The organism is Pandoraea horticolens (genome assembly GCF_902459555.1).
Lineage (GTDB): Bacteria > Pseudomonadota > Gammaproteobacteria > Burkholderiales > Burkholderiaceae > Pandoraea > Pandoraea horticolens.
In genome coordinates, this window is record NZ_CABPSM010000003.1 from 162,866 (window position 1) to 178,124 (window position 15,259).

Sequence of the window (15,259 nt, forward strand, 5' to 3'; positions counted from 1 at the left end):
GCCCAGTGGCGCACGCGGGCCGCGCGCGAGGCGCTGGGCGCCGGCGCACGCGGGCGAAGATCAACTAATTCGGTCGGTCGCCGAGGTGGCGAAGTCGCGTCGGGCACTCGGGCCGTTGGCGTCGAGCGCGTGTGCGAAGTAGGCGCGGGCCTCGCGCGTGTCTTGCGCGATGGCGGCTTCGAGTTCGGCCAGTCCGTCGAATTTGGCTTCGTCGCGCAGCTTCTGCAAAAACTCCACGCGCACCAGCTTGCCGTAGCAATCGCCCGAGAAGTCGAGCAAATGCACTTCGAGCAGTACGCGCCCTGAGTCGTCCACCGTCGGGCGCAGGCCCAGACTGGCGACGGCAGGCAGCGGTTTGTCCGCCAGACCGTGCACCTGCACCACGAAAATGCCTGTGAGGGCCGGGTGTTTGTGGGCGATGCGCAGATTGAGCGTCGGAAAGCCCAGCTTGCGGCCGAGCTTCATGCCATGCACGACGTGACCGGTGATGGCATAAGGACGGCCAAGCAGGGCGTGGGCGCGCTCGAAGTTGCCGTCTGCAAGCGCGGTGCGCACTTCCGAGCTGGAAATGCGTACGCCGTTGTGCGCGATGGTCGGCATCTGTTCGACGACGAAGTCGAAGCGGCGACCGGCCTCACGCAGATATTCGATGTCGCCCGCGCGTTTCGCGCCGAAGCGGAAATCGTCGCCAACGAGCAACCAGCGGGTGTGCAGGCCGTCGACGATGATGTTGCGAACGAAGTCTTCGGGGGATTGGCCCGCGAAATGTGCGTTGAAGTGCTCTACCACCAGACGGTCGACCCCTTGCGAGCGTAGCGCCTCGAACTTGTCGCGCAGATTGGAGATGCGTGCGGGCGCCCGGTCGGGCATGAAGTACTCGCGGGGATGCGGCTCGAACGTCATCACGCACACCGGCAGGCCGCGCGCAGCCGCTGCGGCGCGCACGCGCGCGAGCAGTGCCTGGTGGCCCAGGTGCACGCCGTCGAAGTTGCCGATCGTCAGCACGCAGGGCGCTTTGCTTTGCGCGTTGGGTAGACCCCGGAAGACTCGCACGATAAAGGAAGCGTCAGTACAGGACGTTGAGTGAGCGTTGGTGGATGAACCGTGCGGCACAGTGGTGGGGACCGGGCGGCCTGCGACGGCGGGCCGGGCCCGGTGCGCAGGACGGCCGATCCGACATAGCGGCGCCGCAGAACGTTGAATTATAAACGCTTCGGGGCCATCGCGGCGCGGATCGGATGTCTGGTGCGCCGCGCCAATGATAAAATCCGGCGATGAAGAACATTGTCATCCTGATTTCCGGACGAGGCAGCAACATGCAAGCCATCGTCCGGGCTTGTACCGCAGAAGGCTGGCCGGCCCGCGTGGCCGCTGTCATCGCCAATCGCCCCGAGGCCGACGGTCTCGGATTCGCGCAAGAAAATGGTATCGCCACGGCCGTGGTGCCCAGCCGCGGCAAGACCCGCGAGGCATTCGACGCCGAACTGGCCACTGAGATCGACCGTCACCAGCCCGATCTGGTCGTGCTCGCCGGCTTCATGCGCATTCTCACGCCGGAATTTACCGAACGCTACGCCGGCCGGCTCATCAATATCCACCCGTCGCTGCTGCCTGCTTTTCCGGGCCTGCAAACGCACGCCCGCGCCCTGGAAGCCGGCTGCAAGGTTGTCGGCGCCACGGTGCATTTCGTGACGGCCGAACTCGATCACGGCCCGTACGTGCTGCAAGCAGTCGTGCCGGTGCGCGCAGGGGACACGCCCGAGACACTGGCCGAGCGCATCCTGCCGCTGGAACACATCATTTATCCGCGCGCCGTGCGCTGGTTCGTGGAAGACCGTCTGATCGTGGCCGATGGCCGCGTGACGGTGACACCCGCGGCCGACGGCACGCCCGATCCGCAATGGCTTTTTGGTGACGACGCATGAGCACACGCCCGACACAACGCCGCGATGGCGCGAATCAATCCGGTCACCGCTCCGGCGGCCGATCCTCCGACGCCCGTCAGCCGTCCAAGGGGGGGCAGACGGGAGAGCGCCAGGAGCGTTACGTCCGCCCCGACCGCTACGACCGTTCGCGCAACGATCGCCGCCCGGAGGCCCCGCCTGCCGAGACGGCCCGCATGCGCGGCGAGCACCTGTCGCCGGCACTCTTCGAACACACCCAACGCCTGCTCGGCAGCGTGCTGACGTTCAGCGGCCCGGCCGATACGCTTGTGAGCACGTACTTCCGCGCCAACGCCAAGCTGGGCCATCGCGAGCGCGGGGTTCTGGCGGAGACGGTCTTCGCCATCCTGCGTCGCAAGCTTGAATTCGGGCAGCACGCGGGAAGCGGCTCCGGGCCGCTGGAACGCCGCCTGGCGCTGCTCGGTCTGGCGTTCACGCGCGGTCTGGCGTCGGTGCAACTGGTGGCAACACCCGATGAACTCACTTGGCTCGAACACGTCGGTCAGATCGACCCGGCAAGTCTTTCCGCGCGCGTGCGCACCAATTTGCCGGAATGGCTCTACGAGCGACTGGCCAAGCGGTTCGACAGCACCGAACTCGAAGCGCTCGCCGCCGCGCTGAACCAGCCCGCGCCGCTCGACTGCCGCGTGAACGTGATCAAGGCGAATCGCGACGATGTCCTCGCGAAGCTGCGTGAAGACGGCTTCTCGGCCGAAGCGACGCCGTTTGCGCCCAACGGCATCCGTCTGGCGGGCAAGCCCGCGCTGCAAAAACACCCGCTGTTCATCTCCGGCGCGATCGAAGTGCAGGACGAGGGTAGCCAGTTGCTGTGCCAACTGGTCGCACCGCGTCGCGGCGAGATGATCGTCGACTTCTGTGCCGGGGCCGGCGGCAAGACGCTCGCCATCGGGGCGCAGATGCGCTCCACGGGGCGTCTGTATGCATTCGACATTTCGGAGAAGCGTCTGGCCAAGCTCAAGCCGCGTCTGGCGCGCAGCGGCCTGTCGAACGTCTATCCGGTGATGATCGACAGCGAGAACGACAGCAAGATCAAGCGTCTGGCGGGCAAGATCGACCGTGTGCTGGTCGACGCGCCGTGCAGCGGGCTGGGCACGCTGCGTCGCAATCCGGATCTGAAGTGGCGCCAGTCGCCGCAATCGGTGCAGGAGCTCACGCAGAAGCAGGCGTCGATCCTGGCGAGCGCTGCCCGTCTGGTGAAGCCGGGCGGGCGTCTCGTGTACGCCACGTGCAGTCTGCTGACCGAAGAAAACAGTGCCATTGCCGAGGCGTTTGCGGCCTCGCACCCCGATTTTGTCCTGGTGCCGGCGAACGAGTTGCTCGCGTCGCAGAAAATCGACCTCGATACGGGCAAGTACCTCGAATTGCTGCCAAACCGTAACGCGACCGACGGCTTTTTTGCCGCCGTGTTCGAGCGCCGTGCCGCGTAAGTCGATTCCCGGCGTCGGCTAACAACAAGAAGAGAGATCGCAATGCAGGAAAGTCCGGCTTTCGCGAGGTTGGTGCGCGACGTCGTTCGCGACTTTGGCGACCCGCAGATCATCTGGCAGATCGTGGCGCTGGCGGGCGCGCTCGCCGTCGCCTTTGTGCTGCGTCGCTGGATGATCGGCCGGCTCGACCGTCATTTCGAGCGTGTCGCGCCGTCGCGCCGGGCGGGCTCGTCGAGCCTGCGCCGTTCGTTCTTCCCGATGTTCGGCTGGATGTGCGTGGCACTCACGCGCGTGGTGCTTCAGGAGCACATGCGCGTCTCGCTGCTGCGGCTGACCGAGGTGCCGCTGTTCGGTACCGCGCTGATCTATCTGGCGTTCTACGTTGCGCGGCGGCTGTTCGCGTCGTCGCCGCAAGCCTATGGGCTGTTGAAAGTCTTCGAGCGTGTGTTCACGGCGTTCGCCTGGCTGTCGATGCTGGCCTACGTGCTGGGCGTGCACGACGACATCCTCGGTTGGCTGGGCAGCGTGCGCTTCGCGGTCGGCGCGAGCCATCTGACGTTGCTCTCGATCCTCTCAGGCTTGCTCTGGGTCGGCGTGACGCTCGTGCTGGCGATGTGGGTCGGTTCGCTGATCGAAGACAGGATCATGCGCACGACCACGCTCGACGGCAATCTGAAAGTGGTGATGTCGCGGCTGGTCAAGGGTGCGCTGACGTTGATTGCGGTGCTCGCGACGCTGTCGTTCGTGGGCATCGATATCACCGTGCTCGGCGTGTTTGGCGGCGCGTTAGGCGTGGGGCTGGGCTTCGGTTTGCAAAAGATTGCCTCGAACCTCGTATCGGGCTTCATCATTCTGCTCGACCGTTCGGTGCGCATCGGCGACCTCATTACGATCAGCCCGTATCATGGCACGGTTTCGCAGATCAATACGCGCTATACGGTCGTTCGCGGGCTGGATGGCGTCGAAGCGCTGGTGCCGAACGAGCAACTGGTGACGAATGTGGTGCAGAACCACTCGTTTACCGAGACTCGCGGGCGCGCCAAGGTCAATGTGCAGGTAGCCTACAGCGCCGACGTGGAACTGGCGATGTCGCTGATGCTGGAAGCGGCGCAGGACGTTCCCAGGGTGCTGGCCGACCCGCCGCCGTCAGCGTTGCTGCTTAACTTCGGCGCTGATGGGATGGATCTTGAAATGGGCTTTTGGGTGCAAGATCCGGCCCAGGGCAGCGGAGGTATCCGATCGGCGATCAATATGCGCATTTGGCGCACTTTTCGAGAGCACGGTATTGAAATTCCGTATGCACAGCGCGAAATACGCATTTTGAATGACTGGGCTGAGGGTGTCCCCGCTGCCGGCGTCAATCGCCCGGATTTACCGGCCGATACGCCAAAACCCGTGCTATCACCGGCTGACGACGGCGAGAAGAAGCCGTCGTAGACCGTTTTGCCCTGGGCTGCGGGTTGACCTGCGACAAAATGCGTGGTGGGCAGGTTACACACGGGCAACAGTCCGTCAGGTAAAATGCCCGGCAAACCAATAACAAACCGACGTTCACCGGCACGTTTTCCGCCCATCTCGCCCCGGCATTCAGCAACTTGCCGAACTCCAGCGAATCCAAGCGTCAAGCGAGCGTAAGAACGAGACCTGACGCGACGGCCATCGATGCCGCATCGGCCCGACAAGACAAGACACGGCGGTGTTGCCGTGACTGCTACCGTATTGATTAGTTTGGAGTGATATTTTGCTGGACAGTCTCCTTGGATTTATCTCTAACGGCCTGCTCGACTGGAGCGGCTGGGAGATCACGTTGTTCACGCTGGCCGTCACCCATGTGACGATTGCCGCCGTTACGATCTATCTGCACCGTTGCCAGGCGCACCGCGCGCTCGACGTGCATCCGATCGTCTCCCACTTTTTCCGTTTCTGGCTGTGGATGACCACGGGTATGGTCACCAGCGAGTGGGCTGCTATTCACCGCAAGCACCACGCCAAGTGCGAAACGCCGGAAGATCCGCATAGCCCGCAAACGCGTGGTCTGTGGAAGGTTCTCGCCGAGGGCGCCGAGCTGTACCGCACCGAAGCGAAGAATGAAGAAACGATTCGCAAGTTCAGCCACGGCACGCCGAACGACTGGCTCGAGAATCACGTCTACAGGCGTTATCCGATTCTCGGCGTGAGCTTCATGATGATCATCGATATCGCGCTGTTCGGCGCGATAGGTCTGACCGTGTGGGCCGTGCAGATGGTGTGGATTCCGTTCTGGGCCGCCGGCGTGGTCAACGGTCTGGGCCACTACTGGGGCTATCGCAACTTCAACTGCGCCGACGCGTCGACGAACCTGCTGCCGTGGGGCATCATCATCGGTGGTGAGGAACTGCACAACAATCACCACACGTACGCGACGTCGGCCAAGCTGTCGAACAAGTGGTACGAGTTCGATATCGGCTGGCTGTACATTCGCCTGCTGTCGATGGTGGGACTGGCCAAGGTGAAGAAGATTGCGCCGACGCCGAAGCTCGCGAAAAACAAGGCTGCATGCGACGAAGATACGTTGCAGGCCGTGCTCTCGAACCGCTACGAAGTGATGGAGCGTTACGCCAAGACCTTCAAGCGTGCCTATGGCCAAGAGCTGGCGCGTTTCAAGGATAAGCATCAGCACGGCGAGTACCAGTTGTTCCGTGGCGCGCGCAAGTGGCTGCATCACGACGAAGCTTCGTTGCAAGAGCCGCAGAAGCAGCAACTGGGCGAGATTTTTGCGCACAGCAACGCCGTGAAGACGTATTACGAGTTGCGTCGTGAACTGGCCGGTATCTGGGAGCGTTCGAACGCGTCGCGTGAACAGCTTCTGAGCCAATTGCAGAATTGGTGCCACCGTGCCGAGCAGAGCGGTATCCACGCGCTGCAGGAATTCGCTTCGCGTTTGCGCCGCTACGCGTGAACGGGATAAGCTAAAAATCCATTTTTGACGCATAATCAAAACCCCGCCACGGCGGGGTTTTGTCATTCCCGGCCTCCCACGGGCCAAGCGAAAATGAATGCCTCACTCAAATCCGTAGAATTCGAGCGCCCCGCACCGAGTGGCGCCACGTGCGTTGCCCACGCTTGGGCGCGCGTCCCGGATGCGCCGTCGCAGGAGGAGCGGGCGGCGCTCAAGGCCCGGATCAAGCGCCTGCTCGTAGAGCAGGACGCTGTGCTGGTGGCCCATTACTACGTCGATGCCGATTTGCAGGACCTTGCCGAGGAGACCGGCGGTTGCGTGGCCGATTCGCTTGAAATGGCACGCTTCGGCCGGAATCACTCGGCCAAGACGCTGGTGGTGGCCGGCGTGCGGTTCATGGGCGAGACCTCGAAGATTCTCAGTCCCGAAAAACGCATTTTGATGCCGGATCTCGACGCGACCTGTTCGCTTGATCTTGGCTGCCCGGCCGACGAGTTCGCCGCATTTTGCGATGCGCACCCCGATCGCACGGTCGTTGTCTACGCGAATACGAGCGCTGCGGTGAAGGCACGGGCCGACTGGATGGTGACATCGTCCATCGGGCTGGAAATCGTGGCCCATTTGCACGCGCAGGGGAAAAAGATCCTCTGGGCACCGGATCGCCATCTGGGCAGCTACGTCCAGAAGCAAACGGGTGCCGATATGTTGCTGTGGCAGGGCGCTTGCCTGGTGCACGACGAATTCAAGGGCACCGAGCTTGAGTTGCTGCGCCGCGAGTTTCCGAATGCCAAGGTGCTTGTGCATCCGGAGTCGCCCGCATCCGTGGTCGAGCAGGCGGATGTGGTCGGTTCGACGTCGCAGATGATTGCGGCCGCCCAGACGATGGATGCGACCGAATTCATCGTCGCCACGGACAACGGTATTCTTCACAAGATGCGTGCAGCGGCACCGGGCAAGCGCTTCATCGAAGCGCCGACAGCTGGAAACAGCGCCACTTGCAAGAGCTGCGCGCATTGCCCGTGGATGGCAATGAACGGTCTGCGGAATCTGGCCGACGTGCTGGAGTCCGGGCGCAATGAGATTCACGTCGATGCGGAGATCAGCCGTCGCGCCCATACCTGTATCGACCGTATGCTGAAGTTCGCCGAAGCGCGCAAACAGAATGTGCGTGCCAGCGGTGATTTTGCGCGCGATGGCGCGCTGTTTGCCGGTGTAGGTCCCGCATGATGACGCAATCTAAAACGCTGAGCACCGACGAGGCGCTCTCCCCGGATTTCGCCGAGTTCGGCGAGCCGCTCGAGGCGGCGCTTTCGCGCAACGTGCGTGAGGCGCTTGCCGAAGACATCGGCAGCGGTGATTTGACGGGGTTGCTCGTGCCAGCCGACGAAATGGCGCATGCGCGCGTCATCGTGCGTGAGTCGGCGGTGCTGTGCGGTGTGCGTTGGTTCGAGCGCTGTATGCAAGGCGTGAACGCGGAGGTCCGCGTGCAATGGCACTACCGCGAGGGGGAGCGCATGGCGCCTGATTCGGCGGTGTGCGACATTTATGGGCCTGCGCGCGCGCTGTTGACGGGCGAGCGCACATCGATGAACTTCCTCCAGTTGCTCTCAGGTGTGGCGACGACAGTGCGCCGCTACGCCGATATCGTCGAAGGGACGAAGGCGCGCGTGCTCGATACCCGCAAGACACTGCCCGGCCTGCGTCTCGCTCAGAAGTTCGCGGTACGCGTGGGCGGCGGAGCGAACCAACGTCTTGCGCTCTACGACGGCATTCTCATCAAGGAAAATCACATCGCGGCGGCTGGCGGTATTCGTGAGGTGCTGGCGAACGCCGAGCGTCTCGCGGATGGTGCGCCGGCGCAGATCGAGGTGGAGTCGCTCGAGGAACTCGAGACGGTACTCGAGTGCGGCGCGAAGTCGATCCTGCTCGACAACTTCACGCTGGAAATGATGCGTGAGGCCGCACGAGTCACCGATGGCCGCGCGTTGCTGGAGGCGTCGGGGGGCATCAATCTCGAAACACTGCGTGCGATTGCCGAGACGGGGGTCGACCGGATTTCCATCGGCGGACTCACCAAGGACGTTCGTGCCACCGATTTCTCGATGCGGATTCTGGAGACAGTGGGCTAAGCATCCCGTTGTCATGACAGAAAATCAAAGGCCGCAGGGTAAAACCTGCGGCCTTTTGTTTGCCTTGGTGCCAGCGATGCTGGATTCGGATTAGCGAACGCGTCGCGGTAATGCAGGCGACAGTACTGTCGGCAGGGCTTTCGGCAGGGTATCCGGAAAATCCCGGGAGAAGTGCAATCCTCGGCTCTCGTGACGATCCAGCGCGCTGTCCACGATCAGCGACGCCACGTCCACCAGATTCCGAAGCTCAAGCAAATCGCGGCTCACTCTGAAATTCGCGTAGTACTCGGCAATTTCTTCGCGCAGCAGGGCAATTCGGTGCTGTGCCCGCTCCAGCCGCTTGGTCGTACGGACAATGCCGACGTAATTCCACATCATGCGGCGCAACTCGTCCCAGTTGTGCGCGACAACAACTTCTTCGTCGGCGTCCGAGACGCGGCTTTCGTCCCATGCGGGGACATCCGTTGCGGCAGCATGCGTCGATTCGCCGCGCTGGATATCCGCCGCCGCAGCTTTGCCAAGTACGAGGCATTCGAGCAGCGAGTTGCTGGCGAGGCGGTTGGCCCCATGCAGGCCCGTATAGGTGGCTTCGCCAACGGCATAGAGTCCAGGCAGGTCGGTGCGGCCGTGCATGTCGGTGACAATACCGCCGCACGTATAGTGCGCCGCAGGTACAACCGGGATCGGCTGCTTCGTGATGTCGATGCCCAGTTCGGCGCAGCGCGCCAGAATCGTGGGGAAATGCTCGCGCAGGAATTCCGGACTCTGATGGCTGATATCGAGATACACGCAGTCCAGGCCGTGTTTTTTCATCTCGAAGTCGATGGCGCGGGCGACGATGTCGCGCGGCGCCAGTTCGGCGCGCGGGTCATGTTGCAGCATGAAGCGCGTACCGTCCGGCAGTACCAGACGTCCACCTTCACCGCGCACCGCTTCCGTGATCAGGAATGACTTGGCGTAGGGATGATAGAGGCAGGTCGGGTGGAACTGAATGAACTCCATGTTCGCGATACGGCAGCCGGCACGCCAGGCCATGGCGATACCGTCGCCGGTCGCGGTGTCGGGGTTCGTGGTGTACAGATAGACTTTGCCCGCCCCTCCGGTAGCCAGCACCGTGTGTCGTGACGTCATTGCGTGCACCTCGCCGGTGCCGAGATCCTGAACATACAGACCTTGGCAGTGACGTCCGGCAGTCGGCGCCGCATCGGCTCGGTCGGACGTAATCAGGTCGACCGCGAAATGATTTTCGAAGAGGGTGATATTCGGATGTTGGCGCACGCGCTCGGTGAGCGTGGTGATGACGGCGTGTCCGGTGGCGTCGGCAGCATGGATGATACGTCGATGGCTGTGGCCGCCTTCGCGCGTCAGATGGAAACCGAGTTCGGCAGCGTCGTCACGCGTGAAAGGCACACCTTGGGCGATGAGCCACTCGATGGCTTCGCGGCTGTGTTCGATGATGAATCGAGTGGCGGCCTCGTCGCACAAGCCGGCGCCGGCAATGAGGGTATCGGCGACATGCTCGCCGACGCTGTCGGTCGAGTCGAGCACGGCGGCGATGCCGCCTTGTGCCCAGTCGCTCGCGCCTTCGGGCATCGGGCGTTTTGCGACCAATGCTACGCGGCAGGTGCTGGCCAGATGCAGGGCGACGGACTGGCCGGCGAGCCCGCTACCGACAATGACGACATCGAAATTCATGGTACGCGCAGTCTCTGGAATCGACGCCACGGCGGTGGTGCGATCCTTGTTATGGGAAGTAAGCCAGTATAGCGAGTGAATACGCGCTTGACATATGACCCTATGCGCACTTCGATGAAATTGTGCCTTGCGTAACTACGCATAGCGTAGTGTTGCAGATTTCGGTACGCCCAAACGAAAAACCCCGCCAATGGCGGGGTATCGAACACAGCAGAGAATTGCTGCGAGAAAACCTGTTGATCTTATTTGATCTTGGTTTCCTTGTAGGGCACGTGCTTACGAGCCACCGGATCGAACTTGCTGATTTCCATCTTTTCCGGATGGGTACGCTTGTTCTTGGTGGTCGTGTAGAAATGACCCGTACCTGCGGTCGATTCCAGCTTGATCTTGTCGCGAGCGCCTTTTGCCATGATGAGCTCCTAAACTTAGACTGCGTTGCGCGAACGCAGATCTGCCAGAACGGCGTCAATACCGTTCTTGTCGATCAGGCGCAGGCCAGCTCGCGAAATACGAAGACGAACAAAGCGGTTTTCACTTTCAACCCAGAACCGGCGATTTTGCAAGTTCGGGAGAAAACGGCGCTTGGTTTTGTTGTTGGCGTGGGAAACGTTGTTGCCGACCATCGGCGCTTTCCCGGTCACTTGACATACGCGTGCCATGAAGCACTCCTAACCCAGAATTCTGTGTAAAAAAAGGTGAGTCGAAAAGACAGACCGCGATGATACCACAAAAATCCCAGACAAATCAATCGCTTTAGTGATTAGGATGCGAGTCCCTGGCGGGAAACGTCTGTCGGAGATTCGGGGAAGGGACGGATTATAGCGCAAGCGCCACGAGAACGCGACCCGAATGCCAAAATCTTGGGCAAGTGTTGTAGCGGATCACAACTCGCCGTGCTCTGCGAGCGAGTACACGCTGTCGCCAGCCACGATGAAGTGATCCAGCAGACGGATCTCGAGCAAGGCCAGCGCGTCGCCCAACTGGCGGGTCAACGCCAGATCCGCCGCGCTCGGGGTGGGCACGCCCGATGGGTGATTGTGCGCGACGATGACGGCTGCCGCGTGGACTTCGAGCGCGGCGCGTACCACCTCCCGTGGATATGCGCATGTTTGCGTCAGCGTGCCTTCGAACATCACACGGGTGCTGACGAGCCGGTGCGCGGCGTCGAGAAACAGGCAGGCGAAGCGCTCACGCGAGCGATCCTGAAGCGTGAGGCGAAGATAGTCGCGCACGCGGGTTGGGGAATCGAGCAGGCTGCTCGACTGCATGCCTTCGCCCAGCATTCTGCGAGCCACTTCAAGCGCAGCCTGGAACTGCAGGCATTTGGCCTGCCCCAGTCCCGGGATCTGGCGCAAACTTTCGAAGGGCATGGAGAGCAGACGGGCGAGCGATCCGCTGCGAACGAGCAATTCGCGCCCGAGATCGACGGCATTGCGTCCTTGCGAGCCGGTGCGCAGCAGAATCGCGAGCAATTCGGCATCGGAAAGTGCGTTGGCGCCTTGGGCCAGCATTTTTTCACGGGGACGCTCGGCAAGCGGCCATTGAGCGATGGACATGACGACTCCAGAGACGGACACGTTCGCGCGCATGATCGCGAGTGTCACTTACTAATATGAAACGCGGCCGCCGACGGGAAAAAATCGGGGCTGCTTTGCTGGGGAGCCGGACGCGCAACGCGACGTCATTTACAATAATAGCTTGACCTTGCTGTGAGACCCTCATGAGTTCTGTTGCAACCCCCGTGGTTCAAGACGATTCCTATCTGACGCTCCACTACCGGATCGCCGCGCCCGACGGTGCGGACATCGTCAACACGTTTGAAGGCACGCCGGCGACGCTACAGCTCGGTGGCGGCCAGATGGCCCCGACGCTGGAGCAGGCGCTGCTGGGAATGACCGTGGGGGAGCGGCGCCAGATCGAGTTGGCGCCCGAGCAGGCTTTCGGCCCGCGCAATCCGGAACTGCTGCAACGCGTCTCGATGAAGACGCTGCAGGAAAACAGCAACTTTGGCGAAGAATATAGCGTTGGCGATCTGGTCGAGTTCAACGCGCCGAGCGGTGGCCGCTATGCGGGCATCCTGCGCGAACTGGGCGACGGCTGGGCATTGTTCGACTTCAACCATCCGCTGGCCGGCCAGCCGATCGTGTTCGAAGTCCAGATTATCGGCATTCTGTAGGAATCGAAATGAGCGCCACCCAAGTCGTAGCACCGACGTTGTCGGATGCGGAAATCCTGCTGGCCCAGCCGCGCGGCTTTTGCGCGGGCGTCGACCGCGCCATTGAGATCGTCGAGCGCGCGCTTGCGATGTACGGCGCGCCGATTTACGTGCGCCACGAGATCGTGCACAACGCGTATGTCGTCGAAAACCTGCGCAAGAAGGGAGCGATTTTCGTCGAAGAACTGACGGACGTGCCGTCGGGCAATACGCTGATCTTCAGCGCGCATGGCGTGTCGCAAGCCGTGCGCACAGAAGCGGAAGCGCGCGGTCTGCGCATCTTCGACGCCACATGTCCGCTCGTCACGAAGGTGCACGTCGAAGTGGCGAAGATGCGCGGTCAGGGGCTCGAGATCGTCATGATCGGCCATAAGGGACACCCCGAAGTGGAAGGCACGATGGGCCAATCGGGTGAGGGCATGTTCCTCGTCGAGACGATTGAAGACGTGTTGGCGCTGCAGGTGGCGAACGAAGACAAGCTCGCGTACGTGACGCAGACGACGCTGTCTGTCGACGATGCCGCCGAGGTCATCAACGCGCTCAAGAAGCGCTTCCCGTTGATTACCGAGCCGAAGAAGCAGGATATTTGCTACGCGACGCAGAATCGTCAGGATGCCGTGAAATTCATGGCGCCCCAGTGCGACGTGGTCGTGGTCGTCGGCAGTCCGAATAGTTCCAATTCGAACCGTTTGCGCGAAGTGGCCGAAAAGATGGGCGTGCCCGCCTATATGGTTGATTCGCCCGATCAGCTCAAGCCAGAATGGTTCGATGGCAAGCGCCGTATCGGTGTGACGGCAGGCGCCTCGGCGCCTGAAGTGCTGGCGCAATCGATCGTGACGCGTCTGCGTGAATTGGGCGTCAATCAGGTCAAGGTGCTCGAGGGCGTGGAAGAAAACATCGCATTCCCGCTGCCCAAAGGCCTCGCGCAGGTCGCTGTCGGCTAACGCCGTCCGCGCAAATCAGACCCAACGACCAGCGGCAACGCTGCATGGCTCGCAAACCGGGTGTCGCATCCTGCGAACCCGGTTTTTTTGTGCCCGCCTCCTCGCTTCCCCCTCTTCCCCATATAAGACCTCCATCAAGACCTCCATCGGCGGCCAACCTCAGGCCACCTGACGCGATGAGTGTCCTGCCGCTCTCCCGGCCACTCCTTCTAGAGAATTCGGTTGCGGTATTTTCGCATCGCCGTCAGTAATTCTGCAAAAACTCCGCGCAACGAATTTCACGCTTTTCCAGGTCTTACCAGTCAAAACCAATTGCACCAATTGTTAATTCAACGAATAACGAATTAGCGTAGCCAAATGATTTCTGCTTTTCCGGAATCTAATTATTTATACATTCACTTAATTAGAATAAAGTTTCCAATTGCGATGGGCACACTAATTGCTTATTAACTTGATGTGGCGATCAAGCCCATCAATGGTGCATTGGTTGCACCATGAAGCTGCCCGGGCCGGTGCGGACGGGTGCGTAAAACTTTTAACAAATCCGGGGTTGCGCTTTTGAAAAAATAGGGTTGCACAAGTTGGTATAAACCTTAGTCCTCCATTATGGAAAACCCTGTGGCGGCGGGCGTCGCAGCCGCAAAGAATGGAGTTACAATGCGCGCGTTTCGCATACGAAACATTGAATTGGCGTTTTTGGCGTTATTGAACCGCCGACAATCAGGAGATAATCAAATGCAACTCAAGTTCGCGAAGGTACTGCCCGTCGTCGCCGCAGTGACGCTGTTGGCGGCATGCGGTCAGAAGGAAGAAAAGCAGGCCGATTCGGGTGCCGCTTCTGCACCTGCCGCGACGACAGCCGCCAGCGGGGGCGGCGATGCGGTTGTTATCAAGATCGGTCACGTTGCACCGTTAACGGGCTCAATTGCTCACTTGGGCAAAGATAACGAAAATGGTGCACGCTTGGCTGTCGAAGAAGCCAACAAGGCTGGCCTGACTATCGACGGCAAACCGGTCAAGCTGGAACTGGTGGCCGAAGACGACGCTGCCGATCCGAAGACCGCAACCCAGGTTGCCCAGAAGCTCGTCGACGAGAAGGTCGTCGCCGTAGTGGGTCACTTGAATTCCGGCACGACGATTCCGGCCTCGAAGATCTATAGCGATGCAGGCATCGTGCAGATTTCGCCGTCGGCAACCAACCCGGCCTATACCCTGCAGGGCTTCAAGACCGCCTATCGTGTGGTCGCGACCGACGCTCAGCAGGGCCCGGCACTGGCCAACTACGCCACCAAGGCGCTGGGCGCCAAGTCGGTGGCCATCGTCGACGACGCGACGGCCTACGGCAAGGGCTTGGCCGACGAGTTCGAGAAGACCGCCAAGGCCAATGGTCTGAAGGTGCTCTCGCACGACGCGACCAACGACAAGGCTGCGGACTTCCGCGCCATTCTGACGAAGATCAAGGGTGAGCGTCCGGACATCATCATGTACGGTGGTATGGATGCCACCGGCGGCCCGTTCGCCAAGCAGTCGAAGGAACTGGGTATCGGTGCCAAGGTGCTGGCCGGCGACGGCGTGTGTACCGATAAGGTGGCCGAACTGGCCGGCGCCGCCATCGACAACATCGTGTGCTCGGAAGCGGGCATGGCGCTGTCGAAGATGGAAGGCGGTGCGGACTTCTCGAAGCGCTACGAAGCCCGTTTCAGCCAGCCGATTCAGATCTACGCCCCGTTCACGTATGACGCCGTCAACGTGATCGTCGACGCCATGAAGCGTGCCAACTCGGCTGATCCGGCGAAGATCCTCGCCGCGATGCCGGCGACGGACTACAAGGGTGTCATCGGTCACATCGCTTTCGACAGCAAGGGCGACATGAAGGAACCGGTCATCACGCTCTACAACTACAAGGACAAGAAGAAGAGCGTGCTCGACGTGGTGAAGATGTAACTC

Annotated in this window: 14 protein-coding genes; 9 read left to right on the forward strand and 5 right to left on the reverse strand. The window is 61.4% G+C overall.

Annotated features, from left to right (window positions below; translation table 11 throughout):
- Positions 1-60 precede the first annotated feature (60 nt).
- Positions 61-1,053, reverse strand: a complete 993-nt coding sequence (locus tag PHO31112_RS07435) for a bifunctional riboflavin kinase/FAD synthetase (protein WP_150619916.1) — start codon at positions 1,051-1,053, stop codon at positions 61-63.
- A gap of 221 nt (positions 1,054-1,274) precedes the next feature.
- On the opposite strand from PHO31112_RS07435, the gene purN reads away from it, so the two are divergent.
- The 6 genes from purN (at position 1,275) to nadC (ending at position 8,458) form a co-directional block, all read left to right on the forward strand.
- Positions 1,275-1,925, forward strand: coding sequence for a phosphoribosylglycinamide formyltransferase (gene purN / locus PHO31112_RS07440; RefSeq protein ID WP_150619917.1), 651 nt, complete (start codon positions 1,275-1,277; stop codon positions 1,923-1,925).
- 194 nt (positions 1,926-2,119) lie between these two features.
- A complete protein-coding gene (locus PHO31112_RS07445) occupies positions 2,120-3,391 on the forward strand; it encodes an RsmB/NOP family class I SAM-dependent RNA methyltransferase (RefSeq protein WP_150620103.1) in 1,272 nt (423 codons plus the stop codon).
- Between the two features lie 42 nt (positions 3,392-3,433).
- Positions 3,434-4,828 carry a mechanosensitive ion channel family protein gene (locus tag PHO31112_RS07450; RefSeq protein WP_150619918.1) on the forward strand — a complete coding sequence of 465 codons (1,395 nt, stop codon included), beginning with the start codon at positions 3,434-3,436 and terminating at the stop codon, positions 4,826-4,828.
- Between the two features lie 304 nt (positions 4,829-5,132).
- Positions 5,133-6,329, forward strand: coding sequence for a DesA family fatty acid desaturase (locus tag PHO31112_RS07455; RefSeq protein ID WP_150619919.1), 1,197 nt, complete (start codon positions 5,133-5,135; stop codon positions 6,327-6,329).
- A gap of 93 nt (positions 6,330-6,422) precedes the next feature.
- Positions 6,423-7,556: a quinolinate synthase NadA gene (nadA, locus tag PHO31112_RS07460; RefSeq protein WP_150619920.1), complete on the forward strand. Its 1,134-nt coding sequence runs from the start codon at positions 6,423-6,425 to the stop codon at positions 7,554-7,556.
- Positions 7,553-8,458 carry a carboxylating nicotinate-nucleotide diphosphorylase gene (nadC, locus tag PHO31112_RS07465; RefSeq protein WP_150619921.1) on the forward strand — a complete coding sequence of 302 codons (906 nt, stop codon included), beginning with the start codon at positions 7,553-7,555 and terminating at the stop codon, positions 8,456-8,458. Before nadA ends, nadC begins: the two co-directional genes overlap by 4 nt.
- A gap of 90 nt (positions 8,459-8,548) precedes the next feature.
- Here nadC and nadB read toward each other — a convergent pair whose 3' ends face one another.
- From nadB to radC, 4 genes are all read right to left on the reverse strand, one after another.
- Positions 8,549-10,153, reverse strand: a complete 1,605-nt coding sequence (nadB, locus tag PHO31112_RS07470) for an L-aspartate oxidase (RefSeq protein WP_150619922.1) — start codon at positions 10,151-10,153, stop codon at positions 8,549-8,551.
- Between the two features lie 242 nt (positions 10,154-10,395).
- The gene (gene rpmG / locus PHO31112_RS07475) at positions 10,396-10,563 is read right to left on the reverse strand and encodes a 50S ribosomal protein L33 (protein WP_010807102.1); all 168 of its coding nucleotides are present in this window, start codon (positions 10,561-10,563) and stop codon (positions 10,396-10,398) included.
- Between the two features lie 15 nt (positions 10,564-10,578).
- Complete coding sequence (rpmB, locus tag PHO31112_RS07480) at positions 10,579-10,812, reverse strand: 50S ribosomal protein L28 (RefSeq protein ID WP_010807101.1); 234 nt, start codon at positions 10,810-10,812, stop codon at positions 10,579-10,581.
- Positions 10,813-11,034: 222 nt separating this feature from the next.
- Positions 11,035-11,709: a RadC family protein gene (gene radC / locus PHO31112_RS07485; RefSeq protein ID WP_150619923.1), complete on the reverse strand. Its 675-nt coding sequence runs from the start codon at positions 11,707-11,709 to the stop codon at positions 11,035-11,037.
- A 164-nt stretch (positions 11,710-11,873) separates the two neighbouring features.
- Between radC and PHO31112_RS07490 the strand changes: the two genes are divergently transcribed.
- From PHO31112_RS07490 to PHO31112_RS07500, 3 genes are all read left to right on the forward strand, one after another.
- Positions 11,874-12,329: an FKBP-type peptidyl-prolyl cis-trans isomerase gene (locus PHO31112_RS07490; RefSeq protein ID WP_150619924.1), complete on the forward strand. Its 456-nt coding sequence runs from the start codon at positions 11,874-11,876 to the stop codon at positions 12,327-12,329.
- 8 nt (positions 12,330-12,337) lie between these two features.
- Positions 12,338-13,312 (forward strand): 4-hydroxy-3-methylbut-2-enyl diphosphate reductase, encoded by a 975-nt coding sequence (gene ispH, locus PHO31112_RS07495; protein ID WP_150619925.1) that lies wholly within the window; start codon positions 12,338-12,340, stop codon positions 13,310-13,312.
- A gap of 735 nt (positions 13,313-14,047) precedes the next feature.
- Positions 14,048-15,256 (forward strand): branched-chain amino acid ABC transporter substrate-binding protein, encoded by a 1,209-nt coding sequence (locus PHO31112_RS07500; RefSeq protein ID WP_150619926.1) that lies wholly within the window; start codon positions 14,048-14,050, stop codon positions 15,254-15,256.
- Positions 15,257-15,259: the final 3 nt, after the last annotated feature.